Annotated in this window: 21 protein-coding genes; 3 read left to right on the top strand and 18 right to left on the bottom strand. The window is 48.5% G+C overall.

Going from position 1 to position 23163, the window contains the following annotated elements; genetic code table 11:
* Positions 1–107 precede the first annotated feature (107 nt).
* The 6 genes from DWY25_RS06695 to DWY25_RS06720 form a co-directional block, all read right to left on the bottom strand.
* Positions 108–968: a ChbG/HpnK family deacetylase gene (locus tag DWY25_RS06695; protein ID WP_117894585.1), complete on the bottom strand. Its 861-nt coding sequence runs from the start codon at positions 966–968 to the stop codon at positions 108–110.
* A gap of 209 nt (positions 969–1177) precedes the next feature.
* Positions 1178–1645 carry an NUDIX hydrolase gene (locus tag DWY25_RS06700; protein WP_117894586.1) on the bottom strand — a complete coding sequence of 156 codons (468 nt, stop codon included), beginning with the start codon at positions 1643–1645 and terminating at the stop codon, positions 1178–1180.
* A gap of 86 nt (positions 1646–1731) precedes the next feature.
* Complete coding sequence (cls, locus tag DWY25_RS06705; RefSeq protein ID WP_244925943.1) at positions 1732–3270, bottom strand: cardiolipin synthase; 1539 nt, start codon at positions 3268–3270, stop codon at positions 1732–1734.
* Positions 3270–4070: a histidinol-phosphatase gene (locus tag DWY25_RS06710; RefSeq protein ID WP_117894588.1), complete on the bottom strand. Its 801-nt coding sequence runs from the start codon at positions 4068–4070 to the stop codon at positions 3270–3272. Before DWY25_RS06710 ends, cls begins: the two co-directional genes overlap by 1 nt.
* Before the next feature lie 199 nt (positions 4071–4269).
* Complete coding sequence (locus DWY25_RS06715) at positions 4270–4722, bottom strand: GNAT family N-acetyltransferase (protein WP_181981729.1); 453 nt, start codon at positions 4720–4722, stop codon at positions 4270–4272.
* 13 nt (positions 4723–4735) lie between these two features.
* Positions 4736–4996 (bottom strand): thioredoxin family protein, encoded by a 261-nt coding sequence (locus tag DWY25_RS06720; RefSeq protein WP_117894590.1) that lies wholly within the window; start codon positions 4994–4996, stop codon positions 4736–4738.
* A gap of 211 nt (positions 4997–5207) precedes the next feature.
* On the opposite strand from DWY25_RS06720, the gene DWY25_RS06725 reads away from it, so the two are divergent.
* Entirely contained in the window at positions 5208–6320 is a 1113-nt protein-coding gene (locus DWY25_RS06725; RefSeq protein ID WP_117894591.1) for a putative periplasmic lipoprotein, read from the top strand.
* 232 nt (positions 6321–6552) lie between these two features.
* Here the strand turns inward: DWY25_RS06725 and DWY25_RS06730 are convergent, their stop codons facing one another.
* From DWY25_RS06730 to DWY25_RS06745, 4 genes are all read right to left on the bottom strand, one after another.
* Entirely contained in the window at positions 6553–8112 is a 1560-nt protein-coding gene (locus tag DWY25_RS06730) for a putative ABC exporter domain-containing protein (protein WP_117894592.1), read from the bottom strand.
* Complete coding sequence (locus tag DWY25_RS06735) at positions 8109–8807, bottom strand: ABC transporter ATP-binding protein (protein WP_117894593.1); 699 nt, start codon at positions 8805–8807, stop codon at positions 8109–8111. The genes DWY25_RS06730 and DWY25_RS06735 overlap by 4 nt, the downstream gene beginning before the upstream one ends.
* A gap of 200 nt (positions 8808–9007) precedes the next feature.
* Entirely contained in the window at positions 9008–9745 is a 738-nt protein-coding gene (locus DWY25_RS06740) for a DUF2812 domain-containing protein (RefSeq protein ID WP_117894594.1), read from the bottom strand.
* Positions 9746–9748: 3 nt separating this feature from the next.
* Positions 9749–10078, bottom strand: a complete 330-nt coding sequence (locus tag DWY25_RS06745; RefSeq protein WP_117894595.1) for a PadR family transcriptional regulator — start codon at positions 10076–10078, stop codon at positions 9749–9751.
* 298 nt (positions 10079–10376) lie between these two features.
* On the opposite strand from DWY25_RS06745, the gene DWY25_RS06750 reads away from it, so the two are divergent.
* Both DWY25_RS06750 and DWY25_RS06755 read left to right on the top strand, forming a co-directional pair.
* Complete coding sequence (locus tag DWY25_RS06750; RefSeq protein WP_117894596.1) at positions 10377–10601, top strand: hypothetical protein; 225 nt, start codon at positions 10377–10379, stop codon at positions 10599–10601.
* Entirely contained in the window at positions 10585–11007 is a 423-nt protein-coding gene (locus DWY25_RS06755; protein ID WP_117894597.1) for an HD domain-containing protein, read from the top strand. Before DWY25_RS06750 ends, DWY25_RS06755 begins: the two co-directional genes overlap by 17 nt.
* Before the next feature lie 534 nt (positions 11008–11541).
* Here DWY25_RS06755 and DWY25_RS06760 read toward each other — a convergent pair.
* The 8 genes from DWY25_RS06760 to DWY25_RS06795 all read right to left on the bottom strand — a co-directional run bounded on the left by DWY25_RS06760 (position 11542) and on the right by DWY25_RS06795 (position 23161).
* Entirely contained in the window at positions 11542–13422 is a 1881-nt protein-coding gene (locus DWY25_RS06760; protein WP_117894598.1) for an oxidoreductase, read from the bottom strand.
* A 271-nt stretch (positions 13423–13693) separates the two neighbouring features.
* The gene (locus DWY25_RS06765; RefSeq protein ID WP_117894599.1) at positions 13694–14374 is read right to left on the bottom strand and encodes a DUF1361 domain-containing protein; all 681 of its coding nucleotides are present in this window, start codon (positions 14372–14374) and stop codon (positions 13694–13696) included.
* Positions 14375–14537: 163 nt separating this feature from the next.
* The gene (locus DWY25_RS06770; RefSeq protein ID WP_050767019.1) at positions 14538–15116 is read right to left on the bottom strand and encodes a TlpA family protein disulfide reductase; all 579 of its coding nucleotides are present in this window, start codon (positions 15114–15116) and stop codon (positions 14538–14540) included.
* A gap of 53 nt (positions 15117–15169) precedes the next feature.
* A complete protein-coding gene (locus DWY25_RS06775; RefSeq protein ID WP_117894600.1) occupies positions 15170–16711 on the bottom strand; it encodes an ATP-binding cassette domain-containing protein in 1542 nt (513 codons plus the stop codon).
* 131 nt (positions 16712–16842) lie between these two features.
* Positions 16843–17775 (bottom strand): 1-phosphofructokinase, encoded by a 933-nt coding sequence (locus DWY25_RS06780; RefSeq protein ID WP_039865411.1) that lies wholly within the window; start codon positions 17773–17775, stop codon positions 16843–16845.
* Positions 17776–18513: 738 nt separating this feature from the next.
* Positions 18514–19440 (bottom strand): alpha/beta hydrolase, encoded by a 927-nt coding sequence (locus tag DWY25_RS06785; RefSeq protein WP_117894602.1) that lies wholly within the window; start codon positions 19438–19440, stop codon positions 18514–18516.
* A gap of 1370 nt (positions 19441–20810) precedes the next feature.
* Positions 20811–22778, bottom strand: a complete 1968-nt coding sequence (locus DWY25_RS06790) for a M56 family metallopeptidase (protein WP_117894603.1) — start codon at positions 22776–22778, stop codon at positions 20811–20813.
* On the bottom strand, positions 22775–23161 hold the full coding sequence (locus DWY25_RS06795) for a BlaI/MecI/CopY family transcriptional regulator (RefSeq protein WP_117894604.1): 387 nt from the start codon (positions 23159–23161) through the stop codon (positions 22775–22777). The genes DWY25_RS06790 and DWY25_RS06795 overlap by 4 nt, the downstream gene beginning before the upstream one ends.
* Positions 23162–23163: the final 2 nt, after the last annotated feature.

Raw genomic sequence — 23163 nt, forward strand, 5'->3', positions numbered from 1 at the left:
CTACTCCCTCAAGAAGTATGTTCAATATACCAAAAATAGGATGAAGATGCAAGCCTTTCCGCCTGTTTTTCCGGCCGCTTTCGACAAAGTGGCGCAGGTGTTGGAATTTACTTGAAATTTCCGATCCACAGCGGACTGCCGATCGCTTTCAAATGATCCTGAAACTCGTTCGTTCCATAAAGAACGTCGCGCTGATTCACCAATTCAATTTTGTTTTCAATAATCCAGTTTTTATATTCCTCGCTCGTGCATGCCTGCAGCTCTTTGCATCGGTGTAGATTACAGGTCGATTCTTCCATGATGTGATCGTCGCAATAGCCTGGATGCCAGCCATACATGAAAACTTCCTCGGCGTCTGTCCACCGCAGCGCCATCATTTTCTCCAGCGGTTGATAATCTTTGAAATCTTCCAGCTTATAGCTGGAGTTTGTTGCCAGGCCGGAAGAATAATAACGCAATGCCTTATATTTCGGATCACATTCCGTCGGATGGCGATGATCCGGCGCGGAGGAAAAAATATTATAGGCGATTCCGTATTTTTCCACGACCGCTTTAAATGCTTTTTCAAGCGGCAGCTCGCTGTTTTTCACACTTGCGACATCAGGATATTTCCCCAGGATGCGGTAACATAACTCCATCTGCGCGTCAAATTCCTTATACGCGTCTTCATAGGTTGCTTCCTGCATTAACTCCGGATGCCGGTGTCCCCATTTAAACCGGCCTTTTTCATTGACTAAAGAAGGAACTTCCTCCGGCGGCAGGACGGGACTTTCCCACAGATGACGATGCCAGCCGATCGACAGCCACGGTTTGTCCTTCAGCCAGTTTAACGCGGCGATAGTATCCGGCGAATCGAACATCACGTCCGCGGACGACGCGATCCCGCATTCAAATGCCTTAAACGCCCCCATGTCATAGGCCGGCGTATAACCGACGTCGTCGACCCTGAAAACCAATCTTTTTCTCATTCTCCTATTCCTCGTCTTTCTGTACTTATTATATAAAATCCTCCGCTGTCTTCTGTCGCAAAAAAAGTTTTAATATGAGTGAAAAAGATGACACTTATCGGCATAGCGCCGCTTTGCGGCGTGCCCTTAACAATCCGTGGGCGTTCTTTCTCCTAATTCAACAAGAAACAGCCCGGAAATCCGGACTGTGTGAAGACGCCTTGAAATTTTTACTCGTTGAAAATATCCGTCATTTGCGAAAGTTCGTCATTGTTTCCCTGGCCTCGGACTTGCCGTGCCTGCCGCCATAACAACGGCTGGATTTCCGGATATGTCAGTTCTTCAGGCAGTGCGCTGAACCATCGGGTTTCGGCCATTTCAAACGCGGGAAGGGGGCCCTGGACGCCGGCGGACGCAGCGTAAAGCAGACCGCTGTCCTGCCGGCCGTCCTGGCTCACCGTATAAATGCACACCGGTTCAAGTTCAGCTTGCATGACGCCGGTTTCCTCCCACAGCTCGCGTTCAGCCGCCTGACGCGGAGTTTCTCCCGGTTCAAGATGTCCGCCAGGAATTTCCCAGGAAGACCGCCGGCGATGCCGCGCCCACAGCACCTGATCGCCATCCCGCAGAACGATAACGACATATTTCAGGGGTATAGCCTCGGCGCAGGATTGAAAGCTAACCTTAATTTCGCTCATTTCCAACTCCTTTTCGACTTATTCTAATGTTTGACGTCCTTATTAAAACTTCATTCCATGGGGCTGCACACTGGGAAACCCGGCGTTTACATCATCGGCGCAAACAGATTCAGAATAGCCCGGATTAACCGCACGGCGGCCGGAGTCTTGCGGCAGTCGTCCAGCGTCACTTCGCGGCAATCCTTTAATGTCTCGATGTAGTCCTGCTTCATATCCCGGATGATCGAACTCTTGTACGCCAGCACCCCGCATTCAAAATGCAGATAGTAACTGCGGTAATCCATGTTGGTCGTACCGCACAGACCGATCTCATCGTCGCTGACAAAGGATTTGGAATGGATGAAGCCCGGCGTGTACTCATAGATCTTCACGCCTGCTTTTAACAGCGGCTCATAGTTGGCGCGCGTCACCATAAACACCAGCTTTTTATCCGGTACATGCGGCACGGTGATGCGCACGTCGACGCCGGCCTTGGCTGCGGTTTCCAACGCCCGCTGCATCTCATAGCCGATGATTAAATAGGGCGTGTGGATGTAGACATAATGCCGCGCCTGATTGATGATGTTGAAATGGATCGTGGCTCCGACTTCCTCCTCATCCGTCGGGCTGTCGGAAAACGGCTGGATATAGCCGTCGCTTTGCGGCTGTTCCTCAGGCTTGTAGACCGGCCAGTAATCGTCATAGTTGCTCGGCGCCATATCTTTATAAACAAAGTTCCAGAACTGTAAGAACATGACGGTCAGACTCCACACGGCCTCGCCTCTGAGCATCACAGCCGTATCTTTCCAATGACCATATTTTTCATAAGCGTTGATGTATTCGTCGGCCAGATTGATCCCGCCGACAAAGCCGATCTTCCCGTCGATCACACAGATTTTGCGGTGATCGCGGTTATTCATCTGGATCACCAGCCGGGCTTTTAACGGATTGAACACGGCGCAGCGGATTCCCAGCTTTTCTAAGATTTTACGGTAGTTGGCCGGCAGGGTATAAACGCAGCCGGCATCATCGTACATCATCCGCACGTCGACACCCTGCTTCACCTTCTCAATCAAAATTTCCAGGATTGAATCCCACATGATCCCGTTATCGACAATAAAATATTCCAGGAAGATATACCGCTCCGCTTTTTTCAGTTCCCGCAGCATGTGCCAGAACTTCACCTCGCCGGTCGGGCAATAGGTCGCCTCCGTATTTTTATATACCGGATAGTAGGCGTTGTTGAGCACATACCGGAACTGCTTGACAATCTGATTGTCCTGTTCCTCAATTTCTTTCAAAATTTTCTCATTGCGCGGCAGGACGGGATGGGTTCGGGCCGCTTCCGCGATCGCTTCCCGGCGCAGCGCCTTCGGCATTTTCCGCCCGCCGAACATCAGATAAAATAACCCGCCGAACAGCGGGAAGACGAGCACCAGGATGATCCAGGCCAGTTTATATGACGGATTTTCCTGTTTGTTCACGATGTAGATAATTAAAAAGAAGTTGATGAAACGAAGCAGGTCGCTGACCAGCTTGAACCCGGACAGGCTCACCATCACGCCGATGATCAAGCCCAGCTGAAGCAGGATAAGAACCGCCACGATGAAAAGTCGGTTCGCCATGATGTTCCATAGTTTTTTCATCATTTTTCCTTCTTTCCAAACTGCAGCGCATCCCACTGTTCCCTGACGCGCACGCCCGTCAAATCAATAAACGTCTGAACCTCGGCGATCCGCTGCGGCATGAGCGCAAACTGCCGGGGGTCATGGGCATCCATGCCGTAGACCGCGGTACAGCCGAAGGTTCCGGCGATTTCCCAGAACCTCGCCCACGGGTAAGCGTAACGCCAGCCTTCCCGATAAGCCAGCTTGCCATGCTTCATTCCCTTGAGATTGATCTCCAGCGGCACCTCGGCGTTCACCGCCGCCGCGCAAATGATCCGCGCCGCTTCGTCGCAGGCCGGCGACCAATGGTCGCGGCTTAACATAAAGTATTCCGGATGGGCAACATAATCCGCCAACCCTTCCGCTAACGCCGCCGCGATCCGGCGGGCATAAAGCAATACGCTTTCATCCTCCGCCGCTTCGCAGAAATCCATGCCACCGGGGGTCAGATAGTGGTTGCCAAGGATCATATAGTCCGTTTCATCCCGGCGTTCCTGCAGCTCCTGGCGCAAGGAGGGAAAATATTCAAATTCATATCCGGTAAGAATGGTAATCTGATCCCGGTATTTATCTTTCAGGCTTGCGATCGAGTTCAGATATCCTGCTTTTTCTTCGATATTCATGCGGTCGCGCTGATCTCTCAAACACGCGAACGGGCAGTGATCGCTGAAGCCTAAAACCTTGAATCCGGCTTTGATCGCCGCCTGAACATACGCTTCATCCGAGCCGACGGCGTGACGGCAGCGGGCGGTATGAGTATGGAGATTAAAATCCGGCATGCTTTCACCCCTCAATACGTCATATTATAGCGAAATCCGTGCCCATTTGCACGAAAGACTTTCTTAAGATCAGCCTAAGAAATGAAGCTGGAAAAGCCTGGAAATCGAATATGCGCAGAAAATGTCCGCAAAGGGCATATCATTCAACATTTCGTTGGACGAACAAGCCGGAAGATATGAAAAGAACCGGCAGCGCCGGTTACAGGTGATATTCAAAAATACATTTCTGAACGTCGCCGTACTGATACAGATAATGCTCCTTCGGCACGTCGACGATCGCCTTCAGTTCTCCGCCCAGCGCTTCCAATGTCCGACGCGAAGGCAGATTGTCCGGATTGCACGTGATAATCAGCGAATCCATGCCATATTTCTGCTTCGCCAGCTGGAACAACAGGCGGCAGGCTTTAAGCGCGTAATGATGTCCGCGGTACATCGGGTACACGGTATAGCCGATCTGCCCGGCATAATATAATTCCTCATTCATGCCCATCCGCAGATCGCAGCGTCCCACAGCGGCGTGCTTTCCATGTTCGCGGATTTCAAAAACAACGGACGGCACATCGTTGCGGCCCGCCTCTTTTTTGACTTCCATGACCTTGATCAAATCAATTTCCTGATCGGTCAGCACCTCTCTGCGAAACAGCCAGTCCATAACCTTCATCCGCCTAGCCCACGGCCGCTTCGTCCAACAGCGCCTGAATCTGCGCGCGTGTCAGCGCGCCTTCCAGTTTCTTCTGCGCGCCCAGATAAAAGGTCGGGACATAATAATAATCATATTGATCAGCCAGCTGCGGATTTTCGCCTTCATCAATCTTCGTGATGCGGATATCCCGATAGCGCGGATCCGCAAGCAAAGCGTCGAGATCTTTCTGCGCCTGGCGGCAATAGGGGCAATTCTTTAAGACAAACATTGTGATTTCCTGCATGGTTTCACCTTCTTATCTTCAGTTTACCAGAATCAGGAAAAAGAGACAATGCCTTTGCCTGGAAGAAGTCCCGACAAGTTTCGTCCCATTCCGCGATTTCTTTCAATTCTTTTACGAATTGACAAACGTTGAAAGCGCATGAACAGAATATGATAGAATAAGACTAATTATAGAGCGAACAAATCCAAAACGGGAAAGGAGGCTTTCAAATATGATGAGAAAAACAGGGGTGCTGGCTTTATGTGTTCTGCTTTTGGGCGGCTGCGCCAGGCGGGTAGAAAATCCCGGGCCGCCGCAGATTACGATTTTAGAAGACGCCGTCATCGAGGTCAATCAGCCTGATTTTTCAGAAGATGTGCTGCGGGCTTATTTTAAAGCCGTGGACAGTCAGGGCAACGAACTGCCTGCGGAAAACGTCGTCTTTCTGAACAACGCCAATAATTCTCTGCTCGGGACCTCTTATATCAAGATCAAGGCGGTGGATAAAAACGGTTATTACGATGTGAAAACCTTGAAGGTCACGACGGTCGATCATACCGCTCCAACCTATGTGCTGCCGGTGCAGCTGCCGGTCTTTTTAACGGGCGAAGCTCCTGAACTGACGGCGAAGACCGCCGGGATTTTGCTGCAGGATAATTTCAACCGCGAATCCACGCTGGTCAAAAACTTCCGCTGGCTGATCAGCGACGTCGATTACGCGGCCCCGGGAACGTATTCCCTGCCGGGCCGGTTCCAGGATTCTTCCGGCAATGCCGTGGAATTCACACTCGCGGTGAAGGTCAGCGAGGATCCGGTGGAAAAAGCGCAGGCCTGTCTGGAATTAATATTAGAGCTGTGCCAGGGATCCGCGAATTACTTCATTCTGGACGCGGCCGGCGAGGATCAGCAGGTCGAGATTCAGAATTACGACACAATCCTCAACACCTTCTTCACCGCGGAAGGCCGCCGGCTTCTGGAAGCCTCTGCGTTCGCCCAGCGTGTTATAATTACGGATGATACGGTCAGCTGGATCGGCGCGCAGACGCCCGCCGGCGACGGACAGTATATCAAAACCAGCTTCACTCTGGCCAAGCAGGATGAAGATCAGCTGACCTTTGACGCGACTTCGGCATGGCAGGTTCAGGGACAAAGGGTCGAGGAAACCTCCGAGTTTATCCTGAAAAAAGAACAGGGCGTGTGGAAGATCGACAGCTTCGTCAATCCGTTGGACGGACCGCCGGCAAATCCGAAAACCACCCCGTCTCCTTCTCCGCAGGCCACAACCTCTCCCTTGCCTTCCGCTTCCCCGCAGCCAACACCGTCCGCCAGTCCGAAAATCGGATAAATCCTAATCTCAAAATCGGCGCAAAATCAGAGGGACAGCGATCATGAGGCAGGAAAACGGCTGCCGCGTTGACAAACTATGCATCGATTCTGACACGACATCCGGTTTATCTGTTCCGCAATTTTTCACAAAATAAAACAACGTCGGGAAGTCTTTCCTCTGGACGTTGTTTTTTTAGAATGAGGAAGCCGGTCTGGTCTATCCAGCCTTCTTTTCCGCCCGCATCGCTTGCTCAGTCCGCCATCAGGTTGTTGCCGGACAACAACGGCGTCGCCAGCGCCAGACAGACAAGTCCGATCAAGCCGTTGACAGCCAGGCCCGCCAGCTGCACAGCCAGCGCCGGCAGTCCCGGTACGAACATCAGCGCCACGACCGTAATACCGTAAGGAATCGCCAGGATCAGACAGAAAACCATCTTGATCATCTGCTCCATCAACGGCGTCGAGCGGCTTTTCATCAACCGCAGACAAACCAGCGAAGCGCTGAGAAACAACCAGCCGAAGCCCGTCATCATCAACGCGGCCGGTATGATTTCTGCCCAGCTGCAGCCCAGGACAAACGGACAGAAAACTAACGAAGCGAACACCACCGCCACGATGTGCAGCATCGACGGCACCATCAGGGCCGCCAGCTTTTTAAGCGGCCGGTCCGGAATCAAATACAAATAGAACACCCGTAAATCCTGGGCGATCCGATCCGTCGTCGCACTGGTGAACAGGACGATTAGAACGAAGAACTGATAAAAGCCGAACCCTTGTCCATTCATCCAGACAATCCCCAGATAAATTGCGATTAACAGCACTTCCTGCAGCGATAACAGCCGCCGTGTTTTGCGCAGGATCAGAAGATTCTTGGAAACCAGCGCCGCCGCGCCGCTGCCAAAGCGCGCCTGCTTCACTGACACAACCTTTTCGTTCGTTCCACCCGAAGACCGCCGCGCGCGGGCATTCTGCCGCAGCTCGCTGATCCATTCCGCGTCCATAATCGCCTGTTCGTAGAAATCACCCTTAACGTTCAAAATCAGCGCGGTGATCCCGGCGCAGACAAGAAACGTCGCCGCAAAGCCGATCAGACAGGCCGTCATATCCTGACTCACTAAGCCGATCAGCGCCATTTTGCACCAGCCGAACACCGGCACCCAGTTAAACAACGGATCGGCTACAAACCGGGTGATTGTACTTTGAATCCCGCCGCCGTCAAAGCCGACGTTGCGAATCGCGATCAAGCCGATAAACCCCAGCAGCACCGCCAGGAATCCATATTTTAACCACTTCGCCCGCGGCTTCACCAACTCCAGAAAATAAAACCAGGTGAACAGGGCAAACGCGAAGTAAAACATCAACAAGCTGCTCAGGATTAACGAAAGCACTAACGGAACGGTCAGAATCACGGTGGAGCTCATCATCATTAAGATATAAGCCACGGCGATCAGCGCATAAATCAGGCTGCCTTCCACCGTTTCAATCAACAAGTAGGCCAGCGTCTGCTTCCGTGTAAACGGACCCGCAAAAATAAACTGGGCGTCATCACGTGTCACGATCGCGGAACGCTTCTGCAGGATCATAATCGTCATCAAAAACAGCACATAACCGCAGAACAACATCATCCAGCCCTGCACTGACTGAATGTTCATCATTGCCGACATCATTTCCCGATTCCGCACCGCCGAATAAATGGAAAATCCGAAGAATCCCACGACCAGCAGTGTTACGATCGCCGAGGTCGGCTTAGAAAACAACCGGCGAAGCTGCGCCTTGAGCTTGACAAAAAACAAATAGCTGAGCGCATTCATCCCTGTTCCCCCTGCGTGCAGGCAAAGAAAATTTCCTTCAGCGACTGATCGCCCAGATCCTCGCGGCGGACCTCGCGCACGATTTTTCCTTGATGCAGAATGTACGCGTCATCCCACAGCGATTCAAACATGTCGATAATATGCGTGGAAATCAAAATACTTTTTCCCTCGTCACGCAGCTCTTTCAGCAGCTGCAGCACAGTTTCAATCGCTGCCGGATCAAGTCCGATCATCGGTTCGTCGATCAAAATCGAATCCGGATCGGCCAATAACGCCAGCACCATCGACAGCTTCTGCGACATTCCTTTGGATAATTCGCGGGCTGTTTTTTTCGTTTTATCCGCCAGCTCCAGCCGTTCCAGCAACGCCTGGGCACGGGTCTCACCCTGTTCAGATTGATATGCCCGGCTGATGAACTGGATATGTTCCCGGATCGTCAGCTGATCATACAGCACCGGCGTTTCCGGAATATAGCCGAACCGCCGCTTCGCGTCGATCGACGAATTGGGGAAACCGTCAATAAGAATCTTGCCGTCAAATTTAAGCAGCCCCGCGATGCTTTTAATCGTTGTGGACTTGCCCGCTCCGTTGGGGCCTAAAAGAATTGTGATCCGGCCATTGTTCGCCGTCAGCGACAGATCGTCGACCGCTTTAAACGAGCCGTATTTTTTTGTGACGTGATAGACTTCAATCATTGAAATCACCCTCCCATTTTATGTTTCTTATTCTAGCATATTTTTCTTATTTATTACAAATTCTTAACTTTCGTCTCCAGCTCGCCTCCTTGCCCCTAACTTACGCCCGGACGTTAGGGACAGGTCAAGCAATTTCTCATATTTTAATATAGAAACAATCGTTTTCCGTCATTGCCTTTCTAATCTCAGTTTTAGCGGATTCAGCCCAGTTCTTTCATTTGTTTCCAGCAAATTAATTTCAGTCCCAGCCCGGCGCTGACCTGCAGCGCGATCAGAAGCCATAACCCTACGGGCATCGGCTTGCGGGCATAAGCGATCATCAACAGGTATAAACCCGACAGAAGCAGAAGCAAATGCGCGAAGGCCGTCCGCGTAATGATTTGTTTCCGCAGCCGATCCTCAAGCTTCTCCTGCAGCGACGCCTGGCGTTTCAGCAGCTGCATTCGGATGCGGTAGGCGGAAGCACACATCGTCGTCATCGTAAAGCCGATCAGCCCGATCAGAAAGATCAGCGCAATCCCCCGGCCTTTAAGTCCAGAGAACAAAAGCGCGATTAACAAGCCGCCCAGAACCAGACTGATCCGCGACAGACCGCGGGCCAGCGGCGCATAGGACTCCAGCTTCGTCGATGCCTCCGTATGGATCGGAGTCCGCTTTTCATCAGACCAGAATAAAACGATCGGATCCTGACGAAATGCCGGATGCCAGCCGGAGGCTTCCATCAAGGCCAGATATTCCTGCCGTTCAGCCGGATCGGAAGGCAGATAATCAAATTCATACTGTCTGAACTGCGGCTCGCCCCGAACCAGCCGCCATCCTAATCCACCCCAGGCCACACTCTCGAACAGCCAGCCTTCCTGCGCCAGTTTTTCAAGCCGCAGCTTTTCCTGTTCTTCCTCAAATACAAGACCCTGGGCTAATATAATTTTTTTCTTCATCGGTTATATTCCTTTCTCCAGCATTATTTTGCGGGCCGTCGCGACAATCGTTTCCCGGCGGGTTAATTCATGGCGCAGTAAGATCCGGCCTTTATCGGTCAGCACGTAAGACTTCTTTCCCTCTTCCGCCGCCGTCTGCGTGATCAGCTCGTTGGCGCACATCTTTTTCAGCAGCGTATACAACGTGCCGGGCCCGATCATTCCCGGTACGCCGGTCAGCTGTTCAATATACTTCATAATCGCATAACCATGCAGCGGTTCGATCAGCGCTAATAAGATGTAAAATGCCGCGTCGGTCAGCTGTTCTGTCTCAAAGGTATCTTGTTTTGGCATTCCTATTCCTCACAGTCTATTCACGATATATCCATTTAAGATATATCTATTATAGATATACTGAAGAACTCTGTCAATGAGATTTTTCGTTAGTAATAAGGCATTGATCTTGAATCGCAACAGTTAACTGTTTATAATAAACTTAAAATCAGGAATCAAAGCAAGATTCAAACCAATTCATAAGCTGCCGGAGGATCAAGATTCAATGACGGCAATTTTACACATAAAAAAAAGGTTCTTTCAAGATGTTTCTTCGATAAATAGTTATGATTAACTAATAAAAAAGGAGTAATTGATCATGAGATATTGGTTTGAGAGCGTGTTAGATAATATTAATACTACTCGGCTTGTCATAAGACGAAACGATCACTATGACTTTGAACGTTGGGATCATAAAAAGAAAGATTGGGTAGAAGACAGCGATATGGCTAAACTTCTCATTGGTGAAATGATCGTGGATGACTGCACAGAAGAAAAATCAAATCAGATTATTGAGAGGTTTAAGCATGAGCATAATGATTGATCGCGCTTTAAAGATTGCGACGGAAGCCCATAAAGGTCAAAAAGACAAAGGCGGGTGTGATTACATCAATCACCCTGTAACCGTAGCATCAATGTGTGATACAGAAGAAGAAAAGATTGTTGCCTTGCTTCATGATGTAGTCGAAGATACCGATATAACTCTGGAGGATTTAGAGAAATGCGGTTTTGATCGTTCCATCATAGAAGCCGTTGACTGTATTACGAAGCGGCCCGGGTTTTCCTATGATGAATATCTTAAAAGATTGAAAAATAACGAATTGGCCAGAAAAGTCAAAATCGCGGACATGACGCATAATTCTGATCTATCCAGACTTAAGGCTCCAACAGAGAAGGATTACGAAAGGGCTGCAAAGTATAAAGAAAAAATAAAATATTTGACAGATTAAGCACGGTTGGTCGTGCTTTTTTTCTATTAAGAGAAGATAATGAAAGGAAGGGTAAATTGTTATTTAAGTAAATCCGGCTATACGAGCCAAATTGGCAAAAAAAATACAGCCGGAAGATGAAGCGTACAGTCCATCTAGCCGCTGCATTTGTAATTGCACGACGAAGGGTAGGATATCAGAATTAAATAGAAATACGATTCTTCAATTTTTCCAAAGAGAGCAGCTTACACAGGAGAAAAATAGAATTCAAACAGAATGGTCTTAAAGAATCGCAGGATACAAAATACGCCACAGCCTCCGGTTTATTTTCTTTGCCTTAAACATAAAAATGATTGAAAATATGCTAAAAGCACGCTTACAAAATAAGTGGAATTCATTTTCTGCAAATTTAACAGTAAAAAGGATTCCTGTCGCTTTACCTGCTGCAGAAATCCTGCTCGCCAGTCTTCTTTTAATCAACGGATGATCTATGAATTCGCTTCATAAAACATTTCCAATACCAAGGCTGACAACACTGAGAAGCGGAATGAAGCCTCAATCCTGGCTGCCCGCCATCCAGCCGTCCAACGTCGCCGCCTTGATGTTTCCCGGCCGTTTGACATCGCCGATTTTCCAGGTGTGGCAGGTAATTCCATAAAAACGATCAGCTTCCTCGCTTAACGGTTCAATGCCCGTGCAGATGATCAATATGTCGGCTGGAATCGTCATTAAAACGCCCGTTTTTTCTACAACGATATGCTCGGAATTTACTTTAAGGCAGCATGTTTCCCGGAGGATTTTCAGATTTTCACAGCGTTTCAGATGCTCGTCCAGCGCTAAACCGACAAGTAGATTTTCCCCGCGGTGAAGCTCACTTCCCTGTTCGATCAAGACAACCGGACACCCGGTTTCCGCAAACTTCAGCGCCAGCTCGCAGCCGATCGCACCGCCGCCTAAAATCGCAACGGATTTTCCATTCGGAATCGGATTTGTATAGGCTTGAGCCGGCGTCAGTCCCCGTTCGATTCCCGGAATTGGCGGAATTGCCCACTTTCCGCCCAACGCCAGAATTAAATGATCGGGATTCAGGTTTTTCACCAGTTCCGGCGTCGCTTTTGTATTCAGTCTGACGTTAACCCCTGACTTTGCGATCTGTTCTATCAGATAATCCCGGTAACGCCGTAAATCCAGTTTATGCGGCTCCTGATTAAAGATGGTCAGCGCGCCGCCCAGACTGGAATTTTGTTCCAGCAGCGTGACCTGATGTCCCCGCCGGTCCGCCGTCAGCGCCGCTTTCATTCCGGCCGGTCCGCCGCCGATCACAACAACCTGCTTGCGGATTTTAACCGGCAGGCACTCAGAAGACATCCAACTTCCGTTCATATAGGCAGGATTCACGGAACAGCCATGATCGCGCCGGTCAGTCGTCCAATGCATGCAGCTGCCGCAGCGCAGGCAAGGCACAATATCCGCATCCCGGCCGGCTTCCGCTTTATGAATCCAGTCTTCGTCTGCCAGCAATGCCCGTCCCAGAACCACAAGATCGGCATCCTGTTCCTCAATCACCGCGGCAGCTTCCTGCGGCGTTAAGATCGCCCCTACCACCGCAACGGGAATCGTAAGGGTCTGCTTAATTGCGCGAGCCAGCTGACGATTGACGCCATGCGGCTCCAACGTGGACGTCGCCATGTGGATGTTGCCCTGTTTGTCCATATCCTGTCCAGCTGACACATTCACCATATCTAAATACGGTTCGGCCTGTTTCAAAAAAATCAGAACCTCGTTCAGATCAATCCCGCCGTCAATCCACTCCTTTGCGCTGATTCGAAGATCCACCGGATAATCCGGACCGACAGCTTCACGTACTGCTTTAATAATCGCCAACGGAAACTTCATCCGGTTTTCAAGACACCCGCCATAGTCATCCGTCCGATGATTCAGCGCTGGTGAAAGAAACTGTGCCGGCAGCCAGCCATGCGCGAAATGAAGCATGACCATATCGAAGCCCAGTTCTTTAGCGTCGCGGCAGGTTTGCGCGAACGCTGCAGACGTCTGATCCATTTCCGCTGGTGTCATGGCTTTCACCCGATTGCCATAGGCATTAACACCGTCAGTCGATCCCCAAAGCACGTCATCCGGATGCGCCCCACGTCCGACGCTGCCCATGTGCATGACCTCGAGCGATACTGCCGAACCTCCCTGACGCATAAAGTTCAGCCACTGGCGCGTATTCTGAATCTGCGCCTTGGCAAATAAATACCCCGGATCAAACCAGGCGTTCGGCAGATCTACACCGCCGCAACCCGCAATCAAAATCCCTGCTCCGCAGCGGACACGCTTGTTATTGAGCGCCTCGTTCATCGGCGCGGAAATAATCCGGTTGGGAATCATCAGAGAATTGATTTTTAACGGCTGAAATAAACTCGCAAACTTCATAGACACCACTCCTTTTTAAATATATAAGCAAAAAGCGTGCCATTTGAGCCTATTTTCAAAAAGAAACTTACTTTCATTTAAACACAGGGGTGTAAAGCTGGGAAATCCTGTATTTTCCATTCTTTTTTCTGTTTAAAATCAGATAATTGAACCATCCGCATAATAATTCCTGTTATCTTCTTCCTTGCGGCACCCTGTAAATTCACAGTGTCGAAAGCTTTTCGACACGCCTCGAAGATACATCCCGAAAAGAAAAAACCTGATCGTTTGATCAGGCATGCGGTTCCGAGCGCATCAGTTTATCGAAGATCAGATAGGCCGCGAAATAGAACGCCGCCAACATAAAGGAAAACAGGATGGTAAATTTATCAATGTTCTGCAGCAGCGTCAAAAGCAGCGTCTTCGGCTGCAGCACATCCCAGGTATTCAGCCGCAGAAAACGGCCGATATAAACACCGTAACCGCATAACAGACTGATCACGCTCATCCAGCAGAAGTTAAACACCTTATTTCTGCGCCATTTGACGTTTTGATGAATTAACGAGGTGGAAAACAAGCCGTCGACCAACGCCATTAAAATCCCGCCGACGATATAAATCAAGCGCACCCAGCCGGATAAGCTTTGCAGATAAACGCCGTTGCCGCCGATCAGCTGCGAACCTTGAAGATGGATCAGATCCGTGACCATGTAACAGGCGTTGGGCAGAAACAACAGCCAGCCGATCGCAAGCCCCAGTGAAATCGGTCCCCAGTGTCTGCGCCAGCTGGTCAGCAAATAAGCCGGCACTGCCAGCGCCACCGGCATGAACGCCAGACCCAGGTTCCAGAACAACCATCGTAAATTAAGCTGGATCCCGGCTTTCCGCAAGCCCAGACCCGCCAGAATATAAATGAGATGAAGGGCCAGGATCAATCCTAAAAGCATCATATTGCGTTTTTGTCTGCGTTTCATTGTGATCACACTCCTGACATCGACCGTATTATACCCAATTTTTATGCGCTTTTCTTTAAGTTTTTCTTACGTCTTCCTGAAAGTTGCTTCCACAAGCGCTTACTTTGACTTTTCCTTTCACCCGGCAGAGAAAAACAGATAAAAGAAAAGGATCGCAAAGATCCTATTTCAGTTTTTCAAATATTTTCTTGTAAATGCCCTTCAGCTCTTTTTTCTGGCTGTCGGTCATGTTGCCCTGGCTCGGACTGTACGAATCGACGGTGCTCAGATGATCGCCTACGATCTTTCCGTTTTTCACGACGAACACCTGCGGCACAAACAGCGCCGGTTCACCATCGTCATCAGTTTTCAGGAAATCCTTCACCAGATCGATAAATTCGTTGTAGCTTTCTTCCGTGTTGCCGTCGTCCGTGCCCATATCGACATAATAAATCGTCAGACCCAGCTCTTTGGCAACTTCGTTCATCACCGGAACCGCCTGCGTGCACCAGGCGCAGCTTGTATATCCATAGTACAGGATACCGCTTCCGCCTTCTTTATAAATGCGGTTGGCTTCCTTCAGCGTAACCCGCTTGAACTGATGCTCCGCCACATTGAATCCCTGATACCCGCTCATATCGACGTCCACCATCTTTAAGTCGTCTAAATAATGAACCGGCGTATTATCCTTCTGACTGCAGGCACTCAGCGCCAACAGGCAGCAGCCTAACAGAACTAAACCTTTCAGAATCTGTTTTTTCATTTTCTGCCTCCTTGCCATAACAGTACTAGTATAAATCAAAATCTTCCGTTTGGCTAGAATTCTATCGATGAATCTTCTTCCAGCCCCTGCGGCGTCAAGCGCAGAATCCGCTCCGTCACCTCGGCTAAAAAGCGGCGGTCATGGCTGACGGCGAGGATACAGCCGGGAAAGGACGCCAGCTGCGCACGGATCTGACCGGCGGACAACGGCGAACAATTCCGCGTCGGTTCGTCCAGAAGCAGCACGTCGTTGTGATCGACGACCAGCTTCACCAACAGGATCTTGGCTTTCTGACCGCTGGAAAAGGTACCCATCGGCTGACGCATCTCCTCCGGCGTAAATTTCAGCGAGCCTAAATGATTCTGAATCCGCGTCCGGAACGCCTGATCCTGGCCTTCGCTTAAAAAGTCGACCGGGTTCTTATCCATCGGCAGCTGTTCCTCATAATTCTGCGGCATGTAACCGACGCGCAGATCTGTCCGGTCCTTCATCTGTTCCCAGATCAGCCGCAGCAGCGTTGTTTTCCCGCAGCCGTTCGATCCGATAATCGCAACCTTCTGCGGTCCGACGATCTGAAGATTGATCCCGCTTGCGCAAAGATGCGTCCCTGCCCAGAGCTGCGGCTGGTGGAAATCAAGAATCTGCTTGCGGGAATTGGCAATCTTGACTTCCGGATCAAAAAACAATTCGATCTGTTCCTCGCCTTCAAACTTATGCGTCAGCGGTTTGTCCTCCAGCCGTTCCCCCAGCGCCTTGACCGAACGCATCTTGCGTTTAAGCATCTTGGCTGCATGCGGCTGTTGCCGGGAGACGGAGTTCAGCGCGTGATCGACGCTTTGGTATAACCGCCGGTAGCGCTCCATCTGCGCCGCGTACTCCTGATGTTCCTTCACTGACAGCTGATCCTGCCGGCTTGCCAGGGCTTCGCGCTGCCGCACGTAATCGGCATACCCCAGATGCACAAACGTATGCCGGGCCTGGGTCTTGCGAACGATTTGTTCCAGATGCAGAATCCCGTTGGCGCAATGCTCCAGCAGTGTTTCATCATGCGAAACAAACAGAATGCCGGCCGGACTCGACAAGATAAACTGTTCCAGAATTTCAAGCGTTTCCAGATCAAGATCATTGGTCGGTTCATCCATCAAAATCAAATCTGGTTCTTTTAACATCAGTTTGACCAGCTGCAGCTTGACTTTTTCCCCGCCGCTCAGCTGACCCATTTTTCTTTCCAGCAGGTCGGCGCCGGCTCCGACGTCTTCCAGCCGCACATACAGTTCGCCGATCTTTTCATAATCAGGAATTTCTGAAGGAGTTTCGCTCATACAAAAATCCAGACCTGTCGTTTCAACCCACCGCGTATCCAGCGACTGAGGAAGATAGCCGATCACCGCCCCGCGGCGGTCAATCGTGCCTTCCATCACGGTATATTCTGAAATCAAGTCTGGATTCCAAATTGCTTTAAACAACGTGCTTTTGCCGTTCCCCTCTTCACCGATCACCGCAATTTTATCGCCTGCGACGCAAGTAAAGCTTAAATGATCGATCAGAATTCTATCTTTGAGGGTCTTAATTGTAAGTTGATTTACAGTTAACATCCGCACCACCTCCTTAGGAAGCGGTAAACGGTAAAAAAAGAGAACGACAAAAAACAAGATTTCAGAAATTCAATTTTCTTCGTCTTATTTTCTGTACATCCTCTCACCTCGCATCATCTTGATCTATGATATCAAGCCTCTTCGTTTTCGTCAATCTTTGTTACAAGAATTTCGTCATAAAGGCTTTCAATTTTCTCCCGGGTCGCCATTCCTTTGGAAAAAGCGGTCGCGATGCCGCAGCAGTTCGCGTATTTAAAGGTTGTAATGATATCGCGGGAACGCAGATAATTCATCACGAAGCCGGCGATCATACTGTCGGCCGCGCCGACGGAATTGACAACCTCGGCGTCGATTGAATTGGCATGGTATACACCGTCCTGATTGATCAGCAGCGAGCCATCTTTTCCCATCATTAAGATAACATTCTCCGCCCCCAGCTCCGCGCAGCGCCGTCCGGCATGGATCAGCTGTTTCTGATCGGCGATCACCTCGTCAAACATCGTTTCCAGATCCTCAATATTCGGCCGCACCAGAAACGGCTTGTATTTTAACAATCTCAGAAGCAGCTCATGATTGACGTCAAGGACAAACTTCACGTCGTTTTCAATGCACAGCTGAATCATTTTCTCCGTCAGATCGACCAGATTATCCGGACAATTGCCCGACAGCACAAAGATGTCGCTGCGGTTGAGACGTTCTACCCGTCTTAACATCATCCGCATATCTTCTTCCGTAATACTCGGACCTTTGGCGTTCAGCTCGGTTTCCAACAGGTCGCCTTTAACCTTCACGTTAATCCGGGTGTGACCTTCAATGAAGGTGAACACCGGCTCGATATACTCATATTTCTGAAGCAGGCTGATGAAAAAATCCTTGGTAAACCCGCCGACAAAGCCCAGCGCCCGGGACGGAATCATCAGATTATTTAAAACGATAGAAACATTGATGCCCTTACCTCCGGCTTCATAGTATTCCAGCGAACTGCGGTTCGTTTTCCCCAGCTCCACTTTATCAAATTCCATATAGTAGTCCAGCGATGGATTCAGCGTACATGTATAGATCATAAAAAAGCCCCTTTCTCTTGAATTTATTTTAGCACATTCCGGTTCCGGAAACGGCAGAATTCTGAACGAATTTCCAATTAATTCTGAAATCTGTCCTTCTTTCAACACGAAAGGCAAAAAAAGAGTTCTGTCAGGGAATACAGAACTCTCGGCTGCGTCGGTCATCCGCAGGGATTCGGCAGACCGCGCTGGAACTTCCGCTCAGGGATTAGCGTTCGTTCCTATTATCTTTTAAATTTAAGAAGAGGAAAAATGTTTAAAGCGTTAATTTACTCTGCGATCCTCCTTTCTGAATCCTAGTATAGAAAACCGATGTGGTGACAAAATGGAGTTTCTGTGAAGAAATGATGAATTTGAGAGATTCTGTGAAACCAAGACTGCCCGGCAGCCGATCAATCTCAGAACCTGGAAACTTTATCCCAGGTAATTTCCGGTTTTATCCATGTTTAACCACATCTGTAATTACTTCCAATTTATTACATAAGAAAAATCCTGTTCAGGGGAGGGAACAGGATTTCCTGGAAGGCGGGAGGGGAAGCCCGCCTTCGCACATTATTTTTATTTTAATAAGAGGGGAAAATATTTTACTTGTAAAGGGAATTTATGCTTTATGCTTTTTCAGCTTGAATTACCTTGGATGCCTCCTTCCTTGTATGCTTGTATTATAGGCAAACATTATGGGATTATGATCAAAAGCGGGTGAAGGTTCCGTGAACTTCCTAAAGAATTTCTTAAGGCTTATTTTCCTGCCAGCCAGCACTGGATTTTGTCCAGGCACCGGCTCAGAATAGCATCATTCCAGATTCCGGCCCCGCCGTGATCGGCATTCTTGACTTTAATCCAGTCTACTTCATGCCCCGCCTTCAATAAGGCTTCCACCAATTCCACACTCTGCGCCATCGGCACATTGCGGTCCTTATCCCCATGCACGATCAAAAATGGAGACAGCGCCGCCTTGCCGATATAGGTTGTGACGGAAGCCTGGCGCGCCTTCTGCGGATATTCTTTAACCGCAACGCCGCCCAGCAGCTTTCCGGCGATGGAATCGGAACCCGCATGATCCTTGGCTGACAGCTGATCCGCCATACTGAGCAGATTTACCGGGCCGTAAAAGTCGATCACCCCTTTGATCGCGGGCAGAAAGGCTTCGCCGTTTTCGAGTGGAAACGCCCCTGCCGCTTCACTGACCGCTGTCAGAGCCGCTAAATGTCCGCCGGAGGAACCACCCCATAAAATCAGCTGATCCGGATCGCCATGAAGGCCCGGCGCCTGCGCACGGACATATTGAATCGCCTGTTTGACATCCATCAATTGGGCAGGAAACGGTTCGCATTCGCTGCCCCGGTATTCAATCATCGCCACAAGAAAGCCGTGGACAGCGATCTTTCCCAGGCTGCAGATATTGGACTCCACATTCTGCCAGCGCCAGCCTGAGCCCTGGATAAACAGAATGATCGGAAACCGCTGACCTTCAATCATTTCCTCAGCGACAAATGAAGGCTGTAAAAATCGGATATGCAGCCCCCGTTCACCCGCCCGGGCATATTCCTGCAGCGGCAGCGCATGCACGCTTCGCTGATGCGGATCGATTTCAATTTCAGTTTGATGTGGAGCCGTGAGTTCACAAGCCGGAAATTCTTCATAAGTATAAGATTTAGTGTCCATATTCGATTGTTTGGCAGATCTGGTTCAAGTGCTTCGATCTGTCTGCTCCTTTACTTCATTATATCGCTTTCTTGGAAAACGGAAAAGAAAACCCGCCAGGGGAAGGCGGGCTTTCTCCGGCAACCAAGGAGGGGAGCCTTGATCACCTGATTATTATTAAGGTTGAGAGGGGAAAAACATCTTGTCCTGAAGGGATTTTCTGTTGGTCTTATCCTTTGGACAATTGTATTATAAGAAAAAATTATGGGAAAAGTATGTCATTGAAATGTGAACTTCAACAAATTTTCGAAATTTGATTTCTTCATGACAAAAAAGGACATTTAGCGAGATCCGCGGTTCTAATTTCCTGTGCCTTGTCTGCATGACCATCTTTTTAATCCATTTCAAAACAGGATTAAAGTCATTGCCGAAAACAGAAAAAAACCGCAAGAGGGAAAGTTGCGGTTTCTCATGGGAGAAAGGAAACGGGGGATTTCCTTTCGTACTTATTATGAACAGAGAAGATCAGGTTTAAATTAATAAAGAAAGGAAAATTTTAGAAATGAAGAAATGTTTTTAATCTTCTCTGTTTATGTTATTAGTATAGCGAAATTCTGTGTGTTGTTTATGGAAGCATCGTGAACTTTTTGTGAAAATCTAGCAGAGATAAAGGACGGATTATGAACAGTTGAATTCTGTTTATCGATCTTTGCCCCGAGAAGTGACTTAACGATCAGGGCTAGATCATGATCGCCAGTTTTGGACAGTAAACAACTTCTGAGGGGGGGATCAGAAGTTATTTCCAAGACACAAATTTTTAGAAGAGGGAAATTTACAATTATAATTTTAAGCTTGTGGAAAGTTGAATGAACGTTATGTTGTGTTTCTGCTTGGATGCCTCCTTTCTGGATAGTGTTATTATAGAAAATCGTTTTGATCGCACCGTGCATTTTTTGTGAAAGACGCGTGAGCAATCTTTAAGGAAAACGAACAAAATTCCAACCTTTTTGTAAGAAACGACGAGTGCGCAGAAAAAAACTGCGCCGGGGAAAGCGCAGCCTTTTCTCCCGTGAAAACAGGGGAGGGTTTTCATCGGGATCATGATTATTAATTTAAGAGAAGAGGGAAAACTATTTTATTTCTATATTTTGAGAAGAGGAAAATATTTTGAATTTTAAGCTGTACTCCTTGGATGCCTCCTTTCCTGATGACTGTATTATAGGAAAAAATTATGGGATAACAATGGTTTTCCCGTGATCGTTTCGTGATGAATCATTACAAATTTTTAACGAATTCCGGTGGAAATTCTAAAGATGCCGAACAGGGTCACAAAGATTTGAAAAGCCTTCGGATAATCTTGATCTAATCACTCGTGAGAAATCGTTTTTAGATTAGTATTTCATGACTTCGACCCAAACCGAGCTGTAGTCCGCTCCGGTTTCTTCAAGAATAAGTTCGTGAAGATTACTTCGCAGCAAATTATGATCCTCCTCTTGCAGATGATTAAGCCGGTCTTCAATCACCTTATCGACCCGCTCCATTAAATCAGGAATCTGACTCAATCGTTCAATTTCATCATTCTTGTCATAAAAATGAATATAAGCCTGTACCGCTATCCTTGCTTCTTCATTGTATAAAACAGAGCTAAATGGCAAGTAAAAGGTAACTCCGAAATTATAAATTTCAATCCCCTCAGCTGTAATTAATTTATAGTTATACCCATTTTCAATCTTAGCTAGTTCCATAATTTCTTCATAGTTCATTTTTTTAAGTTCTTCTAAAGTCTGCGTAAGTTTAACCTCTATCTGAGGTGGATTATTGTAAACATTAATTTTCTCGATGTCTATCTGCTGGACAGTAAAGGGTGTATCCTGAGCTAATTGCGAAAACTGCTGCTCAAAATAATGCAACGTATTCTCGCGATCATTCTCATACAGGAACGCCTGAATCTGCGCATCAGAAAGTCCTTCAAAATAATCATTCACGATTTGTCGAAATCCCTTGTGAATCTTGTCAAATTGATCATAAGTAATTTTATCGTTATCGCCCTCTAAACGATAGCCGATTTCTATCCATCGTTCTTTATCAATTTTCGAATCATTGATAATCGCAACCGCGGAAGCTGATTGCGGCAATGTACTATTCTGGATCAGATTCGGATAGCCTAACGAACAGTTTAGTGCAAAACCCGTTGATTTGATCCTTTCAATTTCAGCGTTGAATTTAGCCTTGAATTGATTCAACGTTAAATATTTATTTTCTTCAATAAACGCTTTTTCAAAATCAGCTTGTTTTATTCCTGCCTGAACTATCAATTCATCAGCATTCAAATAAATCGCATGATTCTCAGGCTTTGCGTTCGCCAGCGGCGTTGCCAGAAAATTCCGGATTTCCTTTTCCTTCATTACGCATCCTGCCATCATAACCAGAGCGGCCACAATCAGCACCTTTTCCCAGTTCATTTTAAATTGCTTCTGATTTATGACCCGTACCAGCCGCTCCTGAAGCTGTTTCGGCTTTAACATAAAACCTGTAGACAGGATCGGCAGCGAGTGTGAAGCGCGCGCTTGCCTTAGCAGAAGACTGCCATAGCGATGCCGCTGTTCCATCGTGCAGTTTTGGATCACGGCTTCATCGCAGGCTTGTTCGCAATATTGATTCATCTGAATTTCCAACAGATAAACGATCGGATTAAACCAGTAAACAACCCGGGCGATCACACTTAACAATCGTACCCAGCTATCATATCGCCGGATATGAATCAGCTCATGGGTAAGAACCAGTGTTAATTCCTCCCCTTCCCAATCCTGTTCCGGTAAAATCAAAGTCGGATGAATCAATCCCAGTGCGCACGGCGTTGCGATCCCACGGCACGTCATCAGCCGGATGTGCCGCTTCAGCTTCATCTGCGACTGGAGCTGACATAATAATTTAAGTTCAGCAGACCCTGCCGGCCTTGACCAGCGGCGTATATATTTCAGACTTTCCCGGTTGCGGATCAGATTTATTCCCAGAGCTACCGCGCAGCCACCCAGCCATAAAAGAGTGACGATCTGAGTTCCGTTCATTCCTGGTTCTGATGGATTTGATCCTGACGCTGTTGACATCGCGGAAGCAACCGGCGTCTGGGATTCAATCCAGACTTCACTCAGCGGCAGCGATCTGACGGGTTCGACGATCTTCGAAGAAACAGGCAGCTGAATTTTAACAGGAATCAATAACCCCAGCAGCAGGATGATGCAGATTCCATAAGCAGTTCGGGAGGATTGACGATGCATGCGGCGAAGGATAAAGAGCACGATCAGCGTTAACAGCGAATGCGGCAGACAATGCCGGAATATCAGCTCTGCCCCGTTCATCCGTCTGTCTTCCGTTTCATATCCAGCCAGGCCTGTAGTTGATCTAATTCTTCATCGCTTACTGCTTCACCATCATAAAACGCGTTCATCAGACTGATCCAGCTGCGCTGAGCGTAGCGCTGACGGAAATCCTGACTTTCAAATTGAAGATATTCATCTTCTGTAATCAAAGGATAGTACGTTCTTTCCTTACCGTTTTTCTCCGTCCGCAGATAACCACGGTCAACCAGGCGGGATAACAGCGACGATAAGGTAGGAACCTTCCAGTCCTTGGTTTGTTTGAGTTCCTCCATTAACATTGTACTGGTCAGCGGTGGTTCCTTTTCCCAGACAACCTTCATGATCTCGAATTCAGCTTCCGGAAGTTTTCGTGATAACTTCATGA

Source organism: Holdemania filiformis (assembly GCF_003459085.1).
Taxonomy (GTDB): Bacteria; Bacillota_I; Bacilli_A; order Erysipelotrichales; family Erysipelotrichaceae; genus Holdemania; species Holdemania filiformis.

Excerpts from the sequence above, each read along its gene's own strand:
- DWY25_RS06710 (WP_117894588.1), bottom strand. The coding sequence starts at position 4,070 with ATGCCGGATTTTAATCTCCATACTCATACCGCCCGCTGCCGTCACGCC.
- DWY25_RS06765 (WP_117894599.1), bottom strand. The coding sequence starts at position 14,374 with ATGAAACGCAGACAAAAACGCAATATGATGCTTTTAGGATTGATCCTG.
- DWY25_RS06715 (WP_181981729.1), bottom strand. The coding sequence starts at position 4,722 with ATGGACTGGCTGTTTCGCAGAGAGGTGCTGACCGATCAGGAAATTGAT.
- DWY25_RS06775 (WP_117894600.1), bottom strand. The coding sequence starts at position 16,711 with ATGTTAACTGTAAATCAACTTACAATTAAGACCCTCAAAGATAGAATT.
- DWY25_RS06745 (WP_117894595.1), bottom strand. The coding sequence starts at position 10,078 with ATGCCAAAACAAGATACCTTTGAGACAGAACAGCTGACCGACGCGGCA.
- DWY25_RS06780 (WP_039865411.1), bottom strand. The coding sequence starts at position 17,775 with ATGATCTATACATGTACGCTGAATCCATCGCTGGACTACTATATGGAA.
- DWY25_RS06695 (WP_117894585.1), bottom strand. The coding sequence starts at position 968 with ATGAGAAAAAGATTGGTTTTCAGGGTCGACGACGTCGGTTATACGCCG.
- DWY25_RS06790 (WP_117894603.1), bottom strand. The coding sequence starts at position 22,778 with ATGAACGGGGCAGAGCTGATATTCCGGCATTGTCTGCCGCATTCGCTG.
- cls (WP_244925943.1), bottom strand. The coding sequence starts at position 3,270 with ATGAAAAAACTATGGAACATCATGGCGAACCGACTTTTCATCGTGGCG.
- DWY25_RS06720 (WP_117894590.1), bottom strand. The coding sequence starts at position 4,996 with ATGCAGGAAATCACAATGTTTGTCTTAAAGAATTGCCCCTATTGCCGC.
- DWY25_RS06700 (WP_117894586.1), bottom strand. The coding sequence starts at position 1,645 with ATGAGCGAAATTAAGGTTAGCTTTCAATCCTGCGCCGAGGCTATACCC.
- DWY25_RS06785 (WP_117894602.1), bottom strand. The coding sequence starts at position 19,440 with ATGGACACTAAATCTTATACTTATGAAGAATTTCCGGCTTGTGAACTC.
- DWY25_RS06740 (WP_117894594.1), bottom strand. The coding sequence starts at position 9,745 with ATGAAGAAAAAAATTATATTAGCCCAGGGTCTTGTATTTGAGGAAGAA.
- DWY25_RS06755 (WP_117894597.1), top strand. The coding sequence starts at position 10,585 with ATGAGCATAATGATTGATCGCGCTTTAAAGATTGCGACGGAAGCCCAT.
- DWY25_RS06795 (WP_117894604.1), bottom strand. The coding sequence starts at position 23,161 with ATGAAGTTATCACGAAAACTTCCGGAAGCTGAATTCGAGATCATGAAG.
- DWY25_RS06725 (WP_117894591.1), top strand. The coding sequence starts at position 5,208 with ATGATGAGAAAAACAGGGGTGCTGGCTTTATGTGTTCTGCTTTTGGGC.
- DWY25_RS06770 (WP_050767019.1), bottom strand. The coding sequence starts at position 15,116 with ATGAAAAAACAGATTCTGAAAGGTTTAGTTCTGTTAGGCTGCTGCCTG.
- DWY25_RS06750 (WP_117894596.1), top strand. The coding sequence starts at position 10,377 with ATGAGATATTGGTTTGAGAGCGTGTTAGATAATATTAATACTACTCGG.
- DWY25_RS06730 (WP_117894592.1), bottom strand. The coding sequence starts at position 8,112 with ATGAATGCGCTCAGCTATTTGTTTTTTGTCAAGCTCAAGGCGCAGCTT.
- DWY25_RS06760 (WP_117894598.1), bottom strand. The coding sequence starts at position 13,422 with ATGAAGTTTGCGAGTTTATTTCAGCCGTTAAAAATCAATTCTCTGATG.
- DWY25_RS06735 (WP_117894593.1), bottom strand. The coding sequence starts at position 8,807 with ATGATTGAAGTCTATCACGTCACAAAAAAATACGGCTCGTTTAAAGCG.